This is a genomic window from Planktothrix mougeotii LEGE 06226, from assembly GCF_015207485.1.
In the GTDB taxonomy this organism is placed as follows: Bacteria; Cyanobacteriota; Cyanobacteriia; order Cyanobacteriales; family Microcoleaceae; genus Planktothrix.
The window spans coordinates 1-17,523 of the sequence record NZ_JADEWU010000105.1; the positions used below are offsets into that span (position 1 = coordinate 1).

Genomic DNA, 17,523 nt, shown 5'->3' on the forward strand with positions numbered 1-17,523 from the left:
CGGCTGCTGCTGCGATGGCGGTGACGGTAATACTGGTGGTCCCAGCTTCCGTCCCTGTGGTTTGGGATAGGAAGAGGTTGACGGGGGGAATTGCTGGGGACGCATCAACGGTTTTGAAGTTCCAGGTGGTGTTACCACTGATTCCACTATAGGGATTTCCGGCTAAATCTTGAATGGCTGTAGGGTCGATTTCTACATAATAGTCTGTACTGGTGGCTAAGTCGGCGGTGGGGTTGAGGATGAGTTGATTGTTGTTAATGCTGACGTTGAGAGTATTGACATTCAGGGTTTCAACTATCGAATTATCGGATAGCTTTTTAATGACGATATTACCCGTGCCGATTTGAATGGCTTCGCTGAAGTTGATGATTAAGTTATCTCCCACTGCTACGGCTGTGGCATCATCCGTTGGTGTTAAACTGACCACTACTGGTGGGGTAGTATCGACGATGGCTATATCATCATTTTGAATCGTCAGACTCACCGGAGAACCTGTAATTGTCGTTGTCCCCGCCGTATTCCCATTACTAAGATTCAGTTCTAAGGTTTCGTTCGCTTCAACAACAGTGTCACCCAGGATTTCTACCGCAATTGTCGCTGTGGTGGCATTCGGGGCAAAGTTAATCGTACTACCCGTCGCACTGACTCCATTACCCGTAACGTTGACGTTATTGTAATCTGTACCAACGCTGGCTGTTCCCCCAAAACTGAAATCAACGCTACTGGCTTGTTGGGTATGACCGTCCCGACTGATGGTGAAACTGACAACTTGGCTCCCTGTATTTCCTTCAGTAACAGAGGTGGTACTGCCAATCACATTGTAGGTAATATCATTATCGGTGATCTGGGCATTGACTGAACCGATGGGTCGGGTGGTGGGATAGTTGGGGGCTGTGCTATTGGTAATGGCGTGAGTAATGCTGCTGCTGTGGTTATGTTCAGCAACGCCATCATCTATTGCCCGCACCGTTAGGGTTTGGGGAATAATCCCGTTGACGGGTGTGAAGTTAACGATTTGAGATGCCGCAAAGTTAACGCCATCTAAGCTGATTTGGGATTGGGCATCGGCGGTGACGGTGACTTCGACATCTCCCAACGGTAAGGTATTTAATTGTATTTCATAAGTATCATTTGCTCCTCCCTCAATGACATCGGTACTGCCTCCTGATTGAGTAATGGTGACTCCGGGAATGTCATTGTCGGTATTGATGACATCGACATCGGCGGGTTTGATACTGTTATAGTTGCTGTCGGCGCTGGTAACGGTGCTGAGAATTTCGTAGGATATATCTCCATCTGCACTTAAATCATCGACTCCGGTGGCGGTAATCGTTTGGTAACTATCCCAGTTGCCGGGGGTAAAGGTGATGGGGGTGGCAGCTACTGTCCCTTCGGCGGTGTTGCTACTGCTGAAACTCAGGGTGACATCGGCTGTGGGTTGAGAGGTGAGGCGGATGCCAAAGCTGGCTTGACCTCCGGTTTCACTGGTATGACCACTGATGGGTTGCAGTTGAAAGCCTGCTGTATCGTTGTCGATGATGGTGAAACTGTCTGTGATGTCTGGCCCTAAGACAATTCCTGCACTGGGGTTACTCAGGGTCAGAGTTGCGGTTTCGTCGATTTCGTCGAGTTTGTCGTCGGTAATGGTGAAGGTGACTTGTCCACTGCTGCTACCGTTGGGGATGGTGATTTGGTTGGGGACGGGGCTGACAAAATCGGCTAGGCTGGCATCTCCGCTTAAGGTGAGGTCTAGGGTTTGGTCGCCTACAACGGCTGCTGCTGCGATGGCGGTGACGGTAATACTGGTGGTCCCAGCTTCCGTCCCTGTGGTTTGGGATAGGAAGAGGTTGACGGGGGGAATTGCTGGGGACGCATCAACGGTTTTGAAGTTCCAGGTTGTATTACCACTGATGCCACTATAGGGATTTCCGGCTAGGTCTGTAATGGCGGTTGGGGGAATTTCTACATAATAGTCTGTACTGGTGGCTAAGTCGGCGGTGGGGTTGAGGATGAGTAGACTGGCGACTTTATCTTTTTTGTTTGTCCCGATGCTGACTTTGGGGGAATTGACATTCAGGGTTTCGACGATGGAGTTATCGGAGAGTTTCTTGATGACGATATTACCACTACCGATTTGAATGGCTTCACTGAATTTAATGATTAAGTTATCCCCTACGGCTACTCCTGTGGCATCATCTGTTGGGGTTAAACTGACCACTTCGGGTGGTGTGCTATCGACGGGGAGGACATCATTATCACTATTGATAACAGCAATATCGTTGGGGTCAATGCCGTTAAAGCGGGTATCGGTACTGGTAGAGGCTCCCGTAACAATATTATAAGCGGCATCTCCATCGATAACGGTGTCATCGACTCCGGTAACAGTAACAATTTGGGGGGTATTCCAGTTCGTTGAATTAAAGGTAACGGCAGCCGGGGCAACAGTCCCTTCGGCAGTATTATCACTGCTTAAAGGAATAGTGACATCCCCTGTGGGTTGACCGTTGAGTTGAATGGTAAAGGTGGCTGCACCTCCGGCTTCTGTGGTATTGCCACTGATGGGGGAGATGACCACTGTGGGGGTTTCGTTGTCGCTGTTGATGAAGGGAATATCGTTGGGGTCAATGCCGTTAAATCGGGTATCGGTACTGGTAGAGACTCCGGTAACAATATTATAAGGTTTATCCCCATCTAACAGATTGTCATCGACGGGCAGAACCGTAACGATTTGGGGGATATCCCAATTAGTGGCATTAAAGGTAAGGGCTGCGGGGGTTACAGTGCCTTCATTGGTGTTATCACTACTGAGGGGAAGGGTGACATCAGCCGTGGGTTGACCGTTAAGATAAACGGCAAATCCTCCAGTCCCGCCAGCTTCTGTGGTAGTGGTGACGACGGGTACGACGATGAACCCAGGACTATCATTATCGGTATTGGTGACGGCGATATCGTTAGGATTAATCCCGTTATAACTGGGATCTTGACTGCTGATAGCTGCGGTAACAATATTATAGGGTTTGTCGCCATCAAAGAAAATATCATCAATGCCCGTGACGGTTACGGTTTGGGGGATATTCCAGTTCGTAGCATCGAAGGTGAGGCTGTTAGCAGAAATAGACCCTTCACCAGGGTTATCACTACTTAAATTAAAGCTAACATCAGCCGTGGGTTGACTGCTGAGTTGAACGGTAAAGGTGGCTGTGCCTCCGGCTTCTGTCGTATTCCCACTAATAGCAGAAATCGTGACTCCGGCAACGTCGTTATCAATATTATCAATCCCAATATCATTGGGGTCAACGCCGTTGTAGTTCGTGTCGGTACTGGTGGCGACTCCGGTGACAATATTATAGGTTTGATTCCCGTCGGCAATACTATCATCAACTCCGTTAACAGTAACGGTTTGGGGTTGATTCCAGTTCGTTGAATTAAAGGTGACAGAAGCGGGTAAAACCGTACCTTCGGCGGTGTTATCGCTGCTTAAAGGAAGGGTGACATCAGCCGTGGGTTGAGTTTTGAGTTGAATGGTAAAGGTACTCGTCCCGCCCGCTTCTGTGGTGTTACTACTGATGGGGGAAATGGTGAACCCGGCTATATCATTATCGAGGTTGGTAACACCAATATCATTGGAGACTAAACCGCTATAGTTGGTGTCGGTGCTGGTGGCGTCGGCGGTGACAATTTTATAAGCTTTATTGCCATCAATACTATTGTCATCCACTCCGGTGACAGTAATATTTTGAGCAATATTCCAGTTACTAGGGGTGAAGGTAACACTATTGGCTGATAATATACCTTCGGCGGTGTTATCGCTGGTTAAGCCAATGGTGACATCAGCACTGGGTTGGCTGCTTAACCGGACATTGAAGATGTCCTGACCCCCGGCTTCGGTGGTGGTTAATCCATTTTTAGGTTTGAGGACAATTCCGGCGGTGTCGTCGTTGGTCAGGGTGACATTCAGGGGCGAACCTGTAATGGTGGCTGTGCCTGCGGGTGTGCCGTTACTCAGGGTGAGACTGAGGGTTTCATCGGGTTCAACTTGGGCATCTCCAAGGATTTCAACAGCAATGGTGGCGGTGGTGGCGTTAGCAGCAAAGTTAATCGTGCTACCTGTGACACTGACTCCCGTACCCGTGACGTTGGGGTTATTGTAGTCTGTGCCAGCACTGGCGTTTCCCCCGAAACTGAAATCAATGCTACTCGCTTGTTGGGTTTCACCGCCACGAGTAATGGTAAAGGTGATGACTTGTGAGCCTTGATTTCCTTCTGTAATCGTGGTGGTACTACCAACTACGTTGTAGGTAATGTCATTATCGGTGATTTGGGCATTCACTGGCCCAATGGCTAGGGTGGTGGGATAGTTAGGCGTGGCACTGGTCGTAATCGCGTGGGTAATACTGCTGCTATGGTTATGCTCGGCTACGTTATCATCTACGGCTTTAACGGTGATGGTTTGGGGTGTCATCCCATTAGTGGGAGTAAAGGTGACGGCTTGGCTATTGCTGAAGGTTGTGCCGTCGGTGCTGATTTGAGATTGGGCATCGGAGGTGACGGTAACGGTGACATTCCCGATGGGCAAGGTATTTAATTGTATTGTATAAGTATCATTTGCTCCTCCTTCTGTCACATCGGTACTGCCGCCCGTTTGGGTAATCGTAACTCCAGCACTGTCGTTATCGGTGTTGATGACATCGATATCGGCGGGTTTGATATTGCTGTACTTGGGGTCGGTGCTAGTAACGGCGCTGCTAACAATTTGATAGGTTTTGTCTAGGTCAATGACAGCATCGTCTACTCCGGTGACAGTGACGGTTTGATAAACGTTCCAGTTAGCGGGGGTAAAGGTGATAGGGGTGGCGGAGACGGTTCCCTCTGCGGTGTTGTTACTGCTGAAACTGAAAGTGACATCTGCGGTGGGTTGGGTTTTGAGGCGGATGTCAAAACTGGCTGTCCCTCCGGCTTCGCTGGTATGACCTGTAATGGCTTGAACTTCAAATCCGGCTGTGTCGTTGTCGGTAATGGTGAAACTGCCTGTGGTGGTTGGCCCTAAAACGATTCCCGCACTGGGGTTACTCATCGTTAGGGTGGCGGTTTCGTCGATTTCGTCGAGGTTGTCGTCAGTAATCGTAAAGGTGACTTGTCCGGTGATGCTACCGTCGGATATGGTGATTTTATTGGGGATAGTCCCGGCAAAATCCGCAGCCGTGGCTGTTCCAGTTAAGGCTAAATCAACGGTTTGGTCGCCAACAACGGGCAGGGCAGCCGTGGCGGTAACGGTAATACTGGTTGTCCCGGCTTCACTTCCGGTGGTGGGGTTAATCGACAGGTTAACGGCATCGGGGACAGTTGTGAAATTCCAAGCCGTACTCCCACTAATTCCGCTAAAGGGATTGGCGGGTAATGCGCCGACTGCGGCTAAATCAACAAGGGTTGCAGGGGCAATTTCTACATAATATTCTGTACCCGGAGCTAAATTGGTAATGGGGTTAATGGTGAGTTGATTACCATTAGTCGTCAGATTCGGTGAACTAACATCTAGGGTTTCAAAAATCGAACCATCTGATAATTTTTTAATCGTGACATTGCCCGTATTATTTTTCTGAATGGGTTCATTGAAAGTAACAATTAAATTATCTCCTACGGCAACTCCGGTGGCATTATCCGTTGGTGATAAACTGGTTAGGGCTGGAGGAGTCCGATCAATAGTTTTGAAATTCCAGGCACTATTTCCACTCAAGCCCGCAAAGGCATTGCCGCTCAAATCTTTAATAGCCGTATTATCAATTTCAACGTAATATTCTGTTTCCGATGCGAAATCGTTTGTGGGATTGATTAACAGGCGGGAAGGAGTTCCAGATATACTCGAAACCGCCCCAATAGTGATATTGGGTGATGTAACCGGAATTGTTTCAAAAATAGAATTATCCGAGAGTTTTTTGATAACAATATTACCTGTACCCTTAGAAATAGCCTCGTTGAATATGATACTTATGTTGCCAGATAACGCTATTCTGCCGATGCTATTATCGGCAGGATTTAGAAGGTTAATGGTGGGTGCAATATTATCAAAGGTTGTAAAAGCCCAGGCTTCAGAAGTTGCCAAAGGTAATCCAGATAAACCTTGAACCGCACCTTGAGGAATTCTAACTTCGTATGGGGTTTGCCCTGCTAAATTATTGGTGGGGTTAATAACAAGTTCGTTGTTATTAATTGTAATATTAGGTGAATTAATATCTAGGGTTTCAAAAATATTTCCGGCGCCGCCTATAATAACAATATTGCCAACTCCTTTGAGAATGGGTTGGTCAAAATTGACGATTAAGTCAGTAGCAAGGGGGACTTGTTTCTGATTATTAGTCGGGAGGAAACCATTAATCAGGGGGGGAGATGGAGGTGTGGTGTTCTGGAAGTATTTGATACTACCATCTGTTAGACCAACAAAAGCATCCAAGTCCCCATCCTTGTCAATATCGGTAAAATTGGGGGTACTATTATTCCCAACATCGACACTATTTAATGGGTTAGCAGCACCGATCTGTTCCGTGAAACTTCCGTTGTTGTTCTGGTAAAATCGGATCGTACCCAGGGTATTGCCCATAAAAGCATCCAAGTCCCCATCCCGATCAAGATCGGCAAAGCTGGGGTGGATACTACCAACAATATTTACACTATTGAACGGGTTGGCAGCACCGATCTGCTCGGTGAAACTTCCGTTGTTATTCTGGAAATATTTAATATTGCCTACGCTGTTCCCAATAAAAGCATCCAAGTCCCCATCCTTGTCAATATCGGCAAAACTGGGGTTACTATTAGTCCCAACATCTACACCATTGAAGGGGTTGGCAGCACCGATCTGTTCGGTGAAACTACCATTGTTGTTCTGGAAATATTTGATATTACCATCTCGATTTCCAATAAAAGCATCTAAGTCCCCATCCTTGTCAACATCGGCAAAACTGGGGGAAGCCAAAATCCCAACATCTACACCATTGAAGGGGTTGGCGGCACCAATCTGTTCGGTGAAACTTCCGTTGTTGTTTTGAAAATATTTGATCTCGCCAATGATGTTGCCAATAAAAGCATCCAAGTCCCCATCACCATCAACATCAACTAAAACCGGAGCACTATTATTCCCAACATCTACACCATTTAAGGGGTTGTCTGCACCAGTTTTTTCTTGAAAAGTAGCCATATTGATTAATCCTTTATGCAATCGTGATGTTTAGTTGGCAACTGAGGGCTGGAATAATGAGTCTAAGTCTAATCAGAAAAGTATACCTTTAGGAGTATGCTCTTAGGAAGAGACGATTTGAGTGTTCCCTGTTCCCTGTTCCCTGTTCCCTATTCCCTTAAAATAAAGGGTGCTGTGATTCTCTAGGAGTATGGCTGGACATAGTAAGTGGGCGAATATTAAACGCCAAAAAGCAAGAGTGGATGCGGTTAAAGGTAAAGTATTCACTAGAATTTCCCGTGAAATTATTGTGGCGGCGCGTCAAGGGGCTGACCCGATGGGAAACTTTCAACTGCGAACCGCTATTGAAAAGGCAAAAGCCGCCGGAATTCCGAATGATAATATTGAACGAGCGATCGCTAAAGGTTCGGGTAAACTGGGAGCCGGAGTTTCTGAGTTAGAATCCATTCGTTATGAAGGGTATGGAGTCGGAGGAGTAGCGATTTTAATTGAAGGACTCACCGATAACCGCAATCGTACCGCCGCCGATTTACGAGTAGCCTTTAGTAAAAATGGCGGTAACTTGGGGGAAACCGGGTGTGTGAGTTGGATGTTTGACCAGAAAGGCGTTGTCACCTTAGCAGGGCCAATTGATGAAGAAAAACTCCTGGAAGCCTTGGTAGAAGGGGAAGCGGAATCCTATGAATTAACCCCGGTCAATGATACTGATGGGGCGGAAGTGTCTACGGCTATCCCGAATTTAGAACATTTAGCCCAGGTATTAAAAGCACAGGGATTTAATATTGTCGAAGCTGAATGGCGTTGGATTCCGAATAATATTATTGAAGTTGATGATGTGGAAAAAGCCAGATCTCTAATGAAATTAATGAATGCCTTAGATGATTTGGATGATGTACAAAGTGTTACTGCTAATTTTGAAATGTCTGATACTTGTTATCAGGAACTTTATAACGAATGAAAGGCGTGACTTCCCTAATGGTGGTTTTAGTTTGGCTTTTTCCTTGGGGTGCTAAAAGTTTGGCAAACCCAACCCTGACTGATTCTCCAAATTTAGAACCTTTATTAGTCCGTACCGATTTGGGTTCTAAGACTACAATGTTATTAAACGTTTTTTCTGTCAATGCCATTGTGAAACTCCAGGGTTTAAATTTACCGCCTCCAAAAACCGTTGGGCAAACCACGATTCCCCTGCAATTGTTAGAAGGAAGTCAAGTGTTTACCTTGCAACTTTCCATTGGAGGAAAATCCGGTAGCTTTTTATTAGATACGGGTGCATCTACAACAATGATTACCACCGCCCTGGTTCAACAGTTAGGTTTAAAAGGGGAACCGATTTCTAATGAAGGATTAGATTATGCGGTGGCGGGGGATGATTGTCCGAATATGAATGCAATTTTGCATCATTTACCGCCGTTGGTAATTAATCAAGTTCGTGTGGAAGAATTGCAAGGATTAGAATTTTCAACTACTGTGATTCCAGAGGAATTATATGGCGTTTTAGGAATGGATTTTTTAAGGAATTTTGATGTTAAAATTAATCCTAAAACTCATCAATTACAATTATTAAATCCTTCTGAGTTACCACCTGAATCTGTAGCAGAATCTATTCCTTTAAAAAGCCGTTTAGGAGTAATGTTAACTCCAGTTGAAATTAATGGCAAGGGGCCGTTTATTTTTTTATTAGATACGGGGGCCGATACGATTTTTATCTCGGAACAGTTAGCCAATCAACTCAACTTAGAGGATGCAACTCGTCAAGAGATTCAAGTTCAGGGATTTTGTGGGTTAGAAGATGCACAACGTTCCCGCTTAGAGCAAGTTTCTCTCCAAGGTTATCATCAACATAATTTAGAAGCGGTTATTTTATCCTCTCCGGTTTTAGATCTATTACAAGTCGATGGGATTATTGGTCAAAGTTTCTTAAATCAATATCAACAATATTGGCGCTTTAATTCCCCTGCCCAATCTGGCGATTTTCAAGGCAGTTTATTATTAGTTCCGCTTCAATAAGTTCTAACAATTATTCTCCTCTTATTGTCGGAGCAGGATGTAATTATTTCTGAATTTGTGTAACTTTCATCAAATTTCCTTCAGGTATAATTAACTGTAAAGGATAAACTTCTGCCTGGGTTAATACCTCAGAAATAATCGGTTTGACAAATTTAGTTCTTAAGGGTAATTGTTCGAGTTCCGTTAAGGTAAACCATTTCGCCCCTAAACTTTCATGATCAGGTTTACTTTTGGGCGGCGTATTTCCTTCAGGACGAGCTAAAAAAAACACCCCAATGCGGGATTGTCCGTTGGGTTGGGGAAGATGCTGAATTCTTAAAATCCCTTCCAGGATAATCGGAATTCCCGCTTCTTCTAGGGTTTCCCGTTTAGCGGCGGCGACAAAGGTTTCCCCAGGTTCGACTCGTCCGGCGGGAAAATACCAAGGACGATTCCCCATTACTTCCTGAATCAATAAAAAGCGGTTGTCCGAACGCACAACAACCACAACAAACAATCCTGTTGAGAGCGGATGACGATACATAGACGAGCAGAGTGTGAAGTCAATCTTCTTTATTGTGCCTTCTCTTCCTGATGAACCGCAGGTTGATAATGGCGCAAACGATTATATAAACAGGATTTCAGACGATTATTCAAAAATGCTAAAAAAAAATTAGTGAAAACCCTTGACAAATCCAGGGAGGATACTGCTAATATAAATAACTGTGAAGCAATGGGGCGTCGCCAAGCGGTAAGGCAGCGGGTTTTGGTCCCGCCATTCAGAGGTTCGAATCCTTTCGCCCCAGTTATCCATTTCTGATATCCTCGATTGAGTTTGAGAGCCAGGGCTACCCTGGAACAATCCCGGTTTATTTCCTAATGGGGAATATCGGTTTGATTTTGGAGCAGCTTTTGAGTCATGGAAGCTAATTTTTCTAAACTGGCTTCTAATTCCGTAGCCCGTCGTTTGGCGGTGAGTTTGCGCTTCAAAGCTTCCCGGGCTAAATCTTCTCGATTACGTTTTAATGCTTCTACAGCGACTTGATTCCAAGAATTCATATCGTTTAAGGCGTGTTTATATTGAGGGTGAATATCATCCCAACTGACCCGAATTTCCGCTAAAGCCTGGTTTAAAAGGTGATTGGCATCTTTTGGCGGTGTTCCCATGAACGCTTGTTTGAGAGGCTCAGATAAGGTGTCAACATTAATATACCGAAGAAGGGGAATAAAATTTTCTACCTGTTGACTTTTACTAACCCCAGTAACACACCAAGTCGCAAAATGTTCACAATTATTAAACAGTAAATTATATTGTTGTTCGCCTAAACGACTTTCGGCCCGTTGAATGACAGTATCGGGGATATAACGAATGGGATAGTGTCGCACATCAATTTTTTTTCCCTTAGAAAAGGTATCAATAGAAGTGCGTTCAATAATTTCACTGGGTTTACGATAATGAATAACCGTTCCATCCCCACAATCTATACCATGATGTTCGTATAAACCCTCTAGGTTATAAAATTCTCGAAACACATAAATTTGGTCGCCTCTTGCCATTAGACTTTTCCAGGTTTCTCCACTCACTGTTTATAGTTTAACGGTTTTGAGGCGAACATCTAGGGCGGTTTTTTCACTGATTTTGGTTGAGAAAATTCATCACCTCAGTTTCAACCAAGGGAGGTGAGAATAAATATCCCTGTCCAAATTCACAGCCGAGTTGCTTTAACATTTCCTCTTGGTCAGGGGTTTCAATTCCTTCCGCAACCACTTCTAAACCTAAACTATGAGCTAAGTTAATAATCGTTTTGGCAATCTCAAAATCCTTATTTCCAGCTTGGATATTTTGGACAAAAGATCGATCTATTTTTAAGGTATCTACAGGGAGTTTTTGTAGATAACTTAAAGACGAATATCCTGTACCAAAATCATCAATTAATAATCGAATTTTGAGGGCTTTTAACTGCCTCAATAATTCCGTTGTATGGGTAATGTTTTCCATGAGATTGCTTTCAGTAATTTCGAGCTTTAAGCTAAAGGCAGGCAGTTTTAAAGAGTCTAAAACTCCTTTAACTTCTTGCAGTAAATGGGGATGTCGTAATTGAATTTCAGAAAGATTGACGCTAACATATAACTCAGGGAATTGAGGTTTCCATTCTAATAAATGTTGACAAGCTTGGGAAAGAACCCATTGTCCCATTGAAACAATTAATCCGGCTTTTTCTGCTAAGTAAATTAACTGGGCTGGAGACACAAACCCCCGTTGAGGATGTGACCAACGCACTAAAGCTTCAAAACCGACAATTTTTTGAGTTTTCAAGGAAACAATCGGTTGATAATTTAAACTCAGTTGTTGACGTTCAATAGCGCGTTGTAAATCGGCTTCTAATTGCAAATGTTCCGCCACAACTGTTGCCATAGAAGGCTCATAAAATACCGTTGCTCCTCGTCCTTGTTGTTTGGCATAATACATCGCAGTATCGGCAGCTTGGAGATAATCTTCAGGACGTTGACTTTGCAATTTATCCAACACAATGCCAATACTGGTGGGGGATGAAATCGTTACCGTATCTAAGCGAAAAGGAAAATCTAAACTGGTATGAATCCGTTCAATTTTTTCGCTTAAAACTGTAGAATTAGCAATATCAGTCAATAAAATTGCAAATTCATCGGTTCCCACTCTGGCGACAACATCCCTCGGACTAACACAGGTTTGAAGTCGTTGGGAAACTGCAATTAAGAGTTGTTCAGCTAAGAGATGACCAAAGCCATATTTAAGGGGTTTAAATCGATCAATATCGAAGGATAAAACGGCAAAATTTTTTAAGTCTTTTTGGGGATGTTGAAGGGCATATTGTAGCCTTTCTAATAATAAACTACGGTTGGCTAATCCGGTGAGTAAATCATTAAAGGCATAGCGTTCAAGCTGGGCTTTCGTTTGCAATCGTTCTGTAACATCTTGAGCTAAAACGACTTCCGCAAATTTCTCTTTCCAGTTTATAGTATGGCCTGTTACTTCTACAGCCATTAATGTACCATCTTTTTTATGATGTCGCCAGATACCCACTCGATTCTGTCCTATCTGAATTTTAGATAGACTTTCTGATAATCGGGGAATATCTTCTGGCGGTCGAATCTCTGTAATTTTCATTGACAGAAATTCTGTTTCTGAATACCCATAATGTTCTATGGCGGCTTCATTAACAGCCAGAAATTTCAGGGTTTTTAAGTCATACACCCACATGGGTTGGGGATGAGCAAAAAATAAAGTTCGATAGCGTTGTTCTGAGTCCTGTAAACGACGGGTTCCTAAACTTACAAAGAAGTATAAAAGAACACTGGTAATTAACAGGAAAATTACGCCTTTCAGCGTTTGAATCTGAGTTAAAAATCGAGGGTTAGGAGAAAAAAAGGCAAGTAGTTGATCGGATAAAAAAATCCAAATACTACCGAGAAAGGCATAAAGACTAGCTACTTGAAGAGCTAGATTTTTTGATAAAAAGCGATCGCGTTTCACTGTAAAAATACAGTCTGACGACTGGTGCGGGCTGAGATATCCATGAATTAAAGTTTAAACTACATTGCTAAGTTTGCAGAAGGTGACTAAACGCGCTAAAGTCTTAATGATTAGTCTTGGCTTGCATCTTCACAAAATTATGAGCGTTTCTCCTAGTGCATCTTCTGCACCCGCACAACCGAATAATTCCCTTCCCCCAAATGCAGACTATCGCCAGGTCGATTGGGAAAAGTTATCGGAAATGATGCAACGCTATATCGAAGTCAAGGAACAATATCCCCATGCCTTACTTTTATTTCGGGTGGGAGATTTTTTTGAGTGTTTTTTTCAAGATGCAATTACAATAGCGCAAGAATTGGAATTAGTGCAAACCACCAAACATGGAGGGAAAGAAATCGGGCGAGTCCCCATGACGGGTGTTCCCCATCACGCAGTAGAACGTTATGCTGCAATGCTATTAGAAAAAGGCTATGCGGTGGCGATTTGTGATCAAGTTGAAGATGCGGAAATTGCGGCGCGAGAAAAGCGTCAGGTTCGTCGAGAAATTACTCGGATTTTAACCCCTGGAACTTTGACAGATGATGGAATGCTCAAAGGTCGTCAAAATAATTATTTAGCGGCTGTTGTGATTGCTGGAGATCATTGGGGGTTAGCTTACTCGGATGTTTCAACGGGGGAATTTTTAACGACACAATCCCAAAATTTAGAACAACTCACCCAGGAGTTAATGCGGTTACAACCGTCGGAGATTTTAGTTCCGATTAATGCACCAGATTTAGGAAAAATGTTGCGTCCGGGGGAAAAATCTGATCAGTTACCGGATTGTTTACCGAATTGTTTTTGTTATTCTTTGCGATCGCAACTTCCCTTTACTTTAAGTGAAGCTCGAAACCAAATTTTAGAAGAATTTCAACTGCGATCTTTAGAAGGATTAGGCTGTGATCATTTGCCGTTAGGTGTGCGGGCGGCGGGAGGATTATTAGATTATTTAGATGATACTCAACGGGAAAATCAAGTTCCTTTACAACGATTACGAACTTATACAATTACGGATTATTTAATCTTAGATTATCAAAGTCGTCGCAATTTAGAAATTACCCAAACCGTTCGGGATGGAACGTTACATGGTTCTTTATTATGGGCATTAGATAAAACCAGTACCGCTATGGGGGGGCGGGCGTTGCGTCGTTGGTTATTACAACCGTTATTAGATATTCGGGGAATTCGGGCACGTCATGATACCATTCAAGAGTTAGCTGAAAATCATGAATTAAGATATAATTTACAACAATTACTCCGGCAAATTTATGATTTAGAACGATTAACAGGACGGGCGGGAAATGGAACGGCTAACGCCAGAGATTTAGTGGCTTTAGCCGATTCATTAGCGAAATTACCGGAATTATCGGTTTTAGTCAGTGAAGGTAATTCTCCCTATTTAAAAGCCTTACAAACCGTACCGCAACTGTTAGAAACCTTAGCTTATAAAATTCAATCTTATTTAGTAGAATCTCCTCCCCAACACTTAAAAGAAGGAGGTGTGATTCGTGCTGGGGTCGATGAACAATTAGATGGGATGCGGGTATTAGCGGAAGAAGATCAACAATGGTTAGCTAATTTAGAAGTTCAAGAACGAGAACGCACGGGAATTTCGACGTTAAAAGTGGGTTTTAATAAAGCGTTTGGCTATTATATTAGTATTACTCGCTCTAAATTAGATCAAGCTCCTACGGATTATATTAGAAAGCAAACCTTAACCAATGAAGAACGATTTATTACCCCGGAATTAAAGGAACGTGAAGCTCGTATCTTAACGGCAAAAGATGATTTAAACCAACTGGAATATGAGCTATTTGTTAAGTTAAGATCGGAAGTGGGAGAACATTCAGAACTCATCCGAGATGTGTCTCGTGCTGTCGCTGCGGTTGATGTGTTATGTGGGTTAGCAGATATTGCCGTTTATCAAGGGTATTGTCGTCCTGAAATGGTCAATAGTCGAGAAATTAAAATTATTGAAGGGCGTCATCCGGTTGTGGAAAAATCCTTACCCCCTGGTTTTTTTGTTCCCAATACCGCCCAGTTAGGAAGTACAGAAGAAGAGTCAGAGACTTCAGGAATTAAACCTTATTCTTACCCGGATTTAATTATTTTAACAGGGCCGAATGCCAGTGGTAAAAGTTGTTATTTACGCCAAATTGGTTTAATTCAATTATTAGCTCAGGTGGGGAGTTTTGTTCCCGCTAAATCGGCTAAATTAGGAATTTGCGATCGCATTTTTACCCGTGTCGGGGCGGTGGATGATTTAGCAACGGGTCAATCTACGTTTATGGTAGAAATGAATGAAACCGCTAATATTTTAAATCATGCTACGCCCAAATCCTTAGTCTTATTAGATGAAATTGGGCGAGGGACGGCTACTTTTGATGGTTTATCAATTGCGTGGTCTGTAGCGGAATATTTAGCGACCGAAATTCGATCTCGAACCATTTTTGCGACCCATTATCATGAATTAAATGAGTTAGCGTCTATTATTCCCAATGTCGCAAACTATCAAGTGACGGTCAAAGAATTACCCGATAAAATTATATTTTTGCATCAAGTTCAACCTGGAGGTGCAGATAAATCATACGGAATTGAAGCCGGACGGTTAGCGGGTTTACCGGATGTTGTGATTCAACGGGCTAAACAAGTGATGCGTCAAATTGAAAAGCATAGTAAAATTGCCATTGGATTGAGAAAGGGAATTAAGAAACCAGATAACACAGAGGATGAGGGAGAACAGTTAGATATTTTTTAAGCTTAATTCTAAAAATCGTTTATAATCAAAATAGGGGTGCAACTTTTATCATTGATTGAGTTAAAGGATTGAAAACCCCATGAATAAAAAAGCTGCAACTACCCTTTTTAAAGTCGCTGTTGTTGGGTTAATTCCAATTACGTTAACCCAAGCTACACCTGCTCATACAGCAATTCAATCTCGTTCAACGATTTCTGAGACTTCTGATTCATTACAATTAGTACAAACTCCCATTGGATATTGTACCGTTGCTGACCCCACAGGAACACCCCTAAATGTTCGACAAAAACCCAATGGAAAAGTGATTGGAAGCCTCAAAAATGGAACCATTGTGGCGTTAGGAGTAACGGATGGAAGTGAAGGAGAAAAATGGACTAAAATTATTAGGCCCTTAGAAGGTTATGTGTGGTCAGATTATTTAACAGATTGTAAATATTAATCAGGAATTTGTAGGTTGGGTGAAGTTTCTCAACTCAGCCTACAAATGAGTTTATTTTAAGTTCCTCACTTCTTGATGTACACTCATCCAAATTTCTAAGGTTTCATTTAATAACCGTTTATAACAGATTTGTCAACCCATAAACGATAAGTATTATTTATATTTTTTATAGGTAAAATCTATACTTTAAATAAAACTTATGGGAAAACTCTGAAAATTTAGGGCATGATTATGGGAAGAAGGACAAACACAGTTCACCAACGCTCAACTCTGGCCAGAAATTCTGTTGCTTCTGTTTTGAATCCTTTATTTTCTGAGGTTCTGTACGGGTTAGCGAACCTTGTACGGAAACTTAAACCCCCAATTCGTAGACTCTCTATAGAGAGTTGTCTACACTTCGGTTTTACTCCGAATGAGAACGATGAATTTTACTGATTGTACCATGTCTTATCTAACTCTTGTTAGTCGCGGAACAACTCCCGTTGAATCTGCTCCCATTTCTCAGTCTGGCTCCTTTGACCCCTTCCCCTCCAAACCTCGATTTGCTCCTCTGCGCCCCATTCGTCACTGGCTCGAAAGCATTAAAATCCAAGACTCGAAATTCGCTCATCGCTTGTGTCAACTCATCCCCGCTCAATGTCCGTTTGAACGAGATATTAAAGTATTTGGTCGTGTTCTGTTCCACATTCCGCCTTTGTGTAAACTCAATCCTTTCTATGAAGAATTAGTTTCTCTCCGGTTTCAGGCGTTATGTTATTTGGCGGATGAATGTGGAGAAGATATTTCAGTCTATTGTTGACTGCTAACTGTTGACTGTTGACTGAAAAATCCGTGAAATTCCTCAGAATTGATGATCACGGTTGACAGTTAACAGCCAACACCTTTTTTCCTATTTTTTCACCAACCAGTGACCGGAAAAAATACTTTTAACCCCTAGAGCAATGCGGTGTAAATCTTCTTGTAATAAAGGAGGCCATTCAACACCTCGGTTACGACCGACTGCAAATTGTTGATGACTTTCCATTGCTAATTCATGTAACGCCAACACGAAGTTTTTTTCAAAGGTTGACGTTTCTTTTACCGTATCATAGGCAATTTTTAACGCTAATAAAATGGCTGTCACCTGACCAGGAATGGGGGGTTGACCCTGTTTTAAACGCATTAAAAACGCATCGGGGTTTTTTTGTGTCTCTAAGGCCATTCCTTGATCGATTAAAAAGCTATAAGCTGTTTTGTAATCCATTTAAGTTATTTTGTTAAATTATAGTGTGAGGGAACAGGGAACAGGGAACAGGGAACAGTAGGTAATGGGTGAGATTATAAAATTCTATAACAGGGAATAGGAAATATAGCAATCCAATTTGATTTGTGAAAAATAACTGTAGGGGTTGGGTTTCCCAACCCTCTTGATGTCTGGGTTGCATGAATTTCAAAAAATTGACCCCTATCTGGCTATAGGGGCGAGGAGACCCATTGGTGTCAACTTAAGGAGCGATCGCCCCAAACCTGCTGTGTAAGAGCATCGAGAACTCGATGTCGTTTTCGGGTGGATTTGACCAAGCCAAATAACTTCTGATGTGAGGTTAAATAACTAA

General features: G+C 43.0%; 10 protein-coding genes and 1 tRNA gene. 6 read left to right on the plus strand and 5 right to left on the minus strand.

What is annotated here, in order from left to right; genetic code table 11:
- A partial coding sequence (locus IQ236_RS25310; protein WP_193871845.1) for an Ig-like domain-containing protein occupies positions 1-7,189 on the minus strand: 7,189 nt, incomplete at its 3' end.
- 190 nt (positions 7,190-7,379) lie between these two features.
- Between IQ236_RS25310 and IQ236_RS25315 the strand changes: the two genes are divergently transcribed.
- Together IQ236_RS25315 and IQ236_RS25320 are read left to right on the plus strand one after the other, a co-directional pair.
- Positions 7,380-8,147, plus strand: a complete 768-nt coding sequence (locus IQ236_RS25315; RefSeq protein ID WP_193871846.1) for a YebC/PmpR family DNA-binding transcriptional regulator — start codon at positions 7,380-7,382, stop codon at positions 8,145-8,147.
- Positions 8,144-9,199: a retropepsin-like aspartic protease gene (locus IQ236_RS25320; RefSeq protein WP_193871847.1), complete on the plus strand. Its 1,056-nt coding sequence runs from the start codon at positions 8,144-8,146 to the stop codon at positions 9,197-9,199. Before IQ236_RS25315 ends, IQ236_RS25320 begins: the two co-directional genes overlap by 4 nt.
- A gap of 43 nt (positions 9,200-9,242) precedes the next feature.
- Here IQ236_RS25320 and IQ236_RS25325 read toward each other — a convergent pair whose 3' ends face one another.
- A complete protein-coding gene (locus tag IQ236_RS25325) occupies positions 9,243-9,722 on the minus strand; it encodes an NUDIX hydrolase (RefSeq protein ID WP_193871848.1) in 480 nt (159 codons plus the stop codon).
- A 190-nt stretch (positions 9,723-9,912) separates the two neighbouring features.
- Between IQ236_RS25325 and IQ236_RS25330 the strand changes: the two genes are divergently transcribed.
- Positions 9,913-9,984, plus strand: a tRNA-Gln gene (locus tag IQ236_RS25330).
- Positions 9,985-10,054: 70 nt separating this feature from the next.
- Here IQ236_RS25330 and IQ236_RS25335 read toward each other — a convergent pair.
- Positions 10,055-10,762 (minus strand): lecithin retinol acyltransferase family protein, encoded by a 708-nt coding sequence (locus IQ236_RS25335; RefSeq protein WP_322744357.1) that lies wholly within the window; start codon positions 10,760-10,762, stop codon positions 10,055-10,057.
- 46 nt (positions 10,763-10,808) lie between these two features.
- On the minus strand, positions 10,809-12,692 hold the full coding sequence (locus IQ236_RS25340) for a putative bifunctional diguanylate cyclase/phosphodiesterase (RefSeq protein ID WP_193871849.1): 1,884 nt from the start codon (positions 12,690-12,692) through the stop codon (positions 10,809-10,811).
- Positions 12,693-12,831: 139 nt separating this feature from the next.
- On the opposite strand from IQ236_RS25340, the gene mutS reads away from it, so the two are divergent.
- The 3 genes from mutS to IQ236_RS25355 all read left to right on the plus strand — a co-directional run bounded on the left by mutS (position 12,832) and on the right by IQ236_RS25355 (position 16,727).
- Positions 12,832-15,489, plus strand: coding sequence for a DNA mismatch repair protein MutS (gene mutS, locus IQ236_RS25345; protein WP_193871850.1), 2,658 nt, complete (start codon positions 12,832-12,834; stop codon positions 15,487-15,489).
- A gap of 79 nt (positions 15,490-15,568) precedes the next feature.
- Entirely contained in the window at positions 15,569-15,928 is a 360-nt protein-coding gene (locus IQ236_RS25350) for an SH3 domain-containing protein (RefSeq protein ID WP_193871851.1), read from the plus strand.
- A 442-nt stretch (positions 15,929-16,370) separates the two neighbouring features.
- The gene (locus IQ236_RS25355; RefSeq protein ID WP_228041857.1) at positions 16,371-16,727 is read left to right on the plus strand and encodes a Mo-dependent nitrogenase C-terminal domain-containing protein; all 357 of its coding nucleotides are present in this window, start codon (positions 16,371-16,373) and stop codon (positions 16,725-16,727) included.
- A 90-nt stretch (positions 16,728-16,817) separates the two neighbouring features.
- Here IQ236_RS25355 and IQ236_RS25360 read toward each other — a convergent pair whose 3' ends face one another.
- Positions 16,818-17,171: a Dethiobiotin synthetase gene (locus IQ236_RS25360; RefSeq protein WP_193871852.1), complete on the minus strand. Its 354-nt coding sequence runs from the start codon at positions 17,169-17,171 to the stop codon at positions 16,818-16,820.
- Positions 17,172-17,523 lie beyond the last annotated feature (352 nt).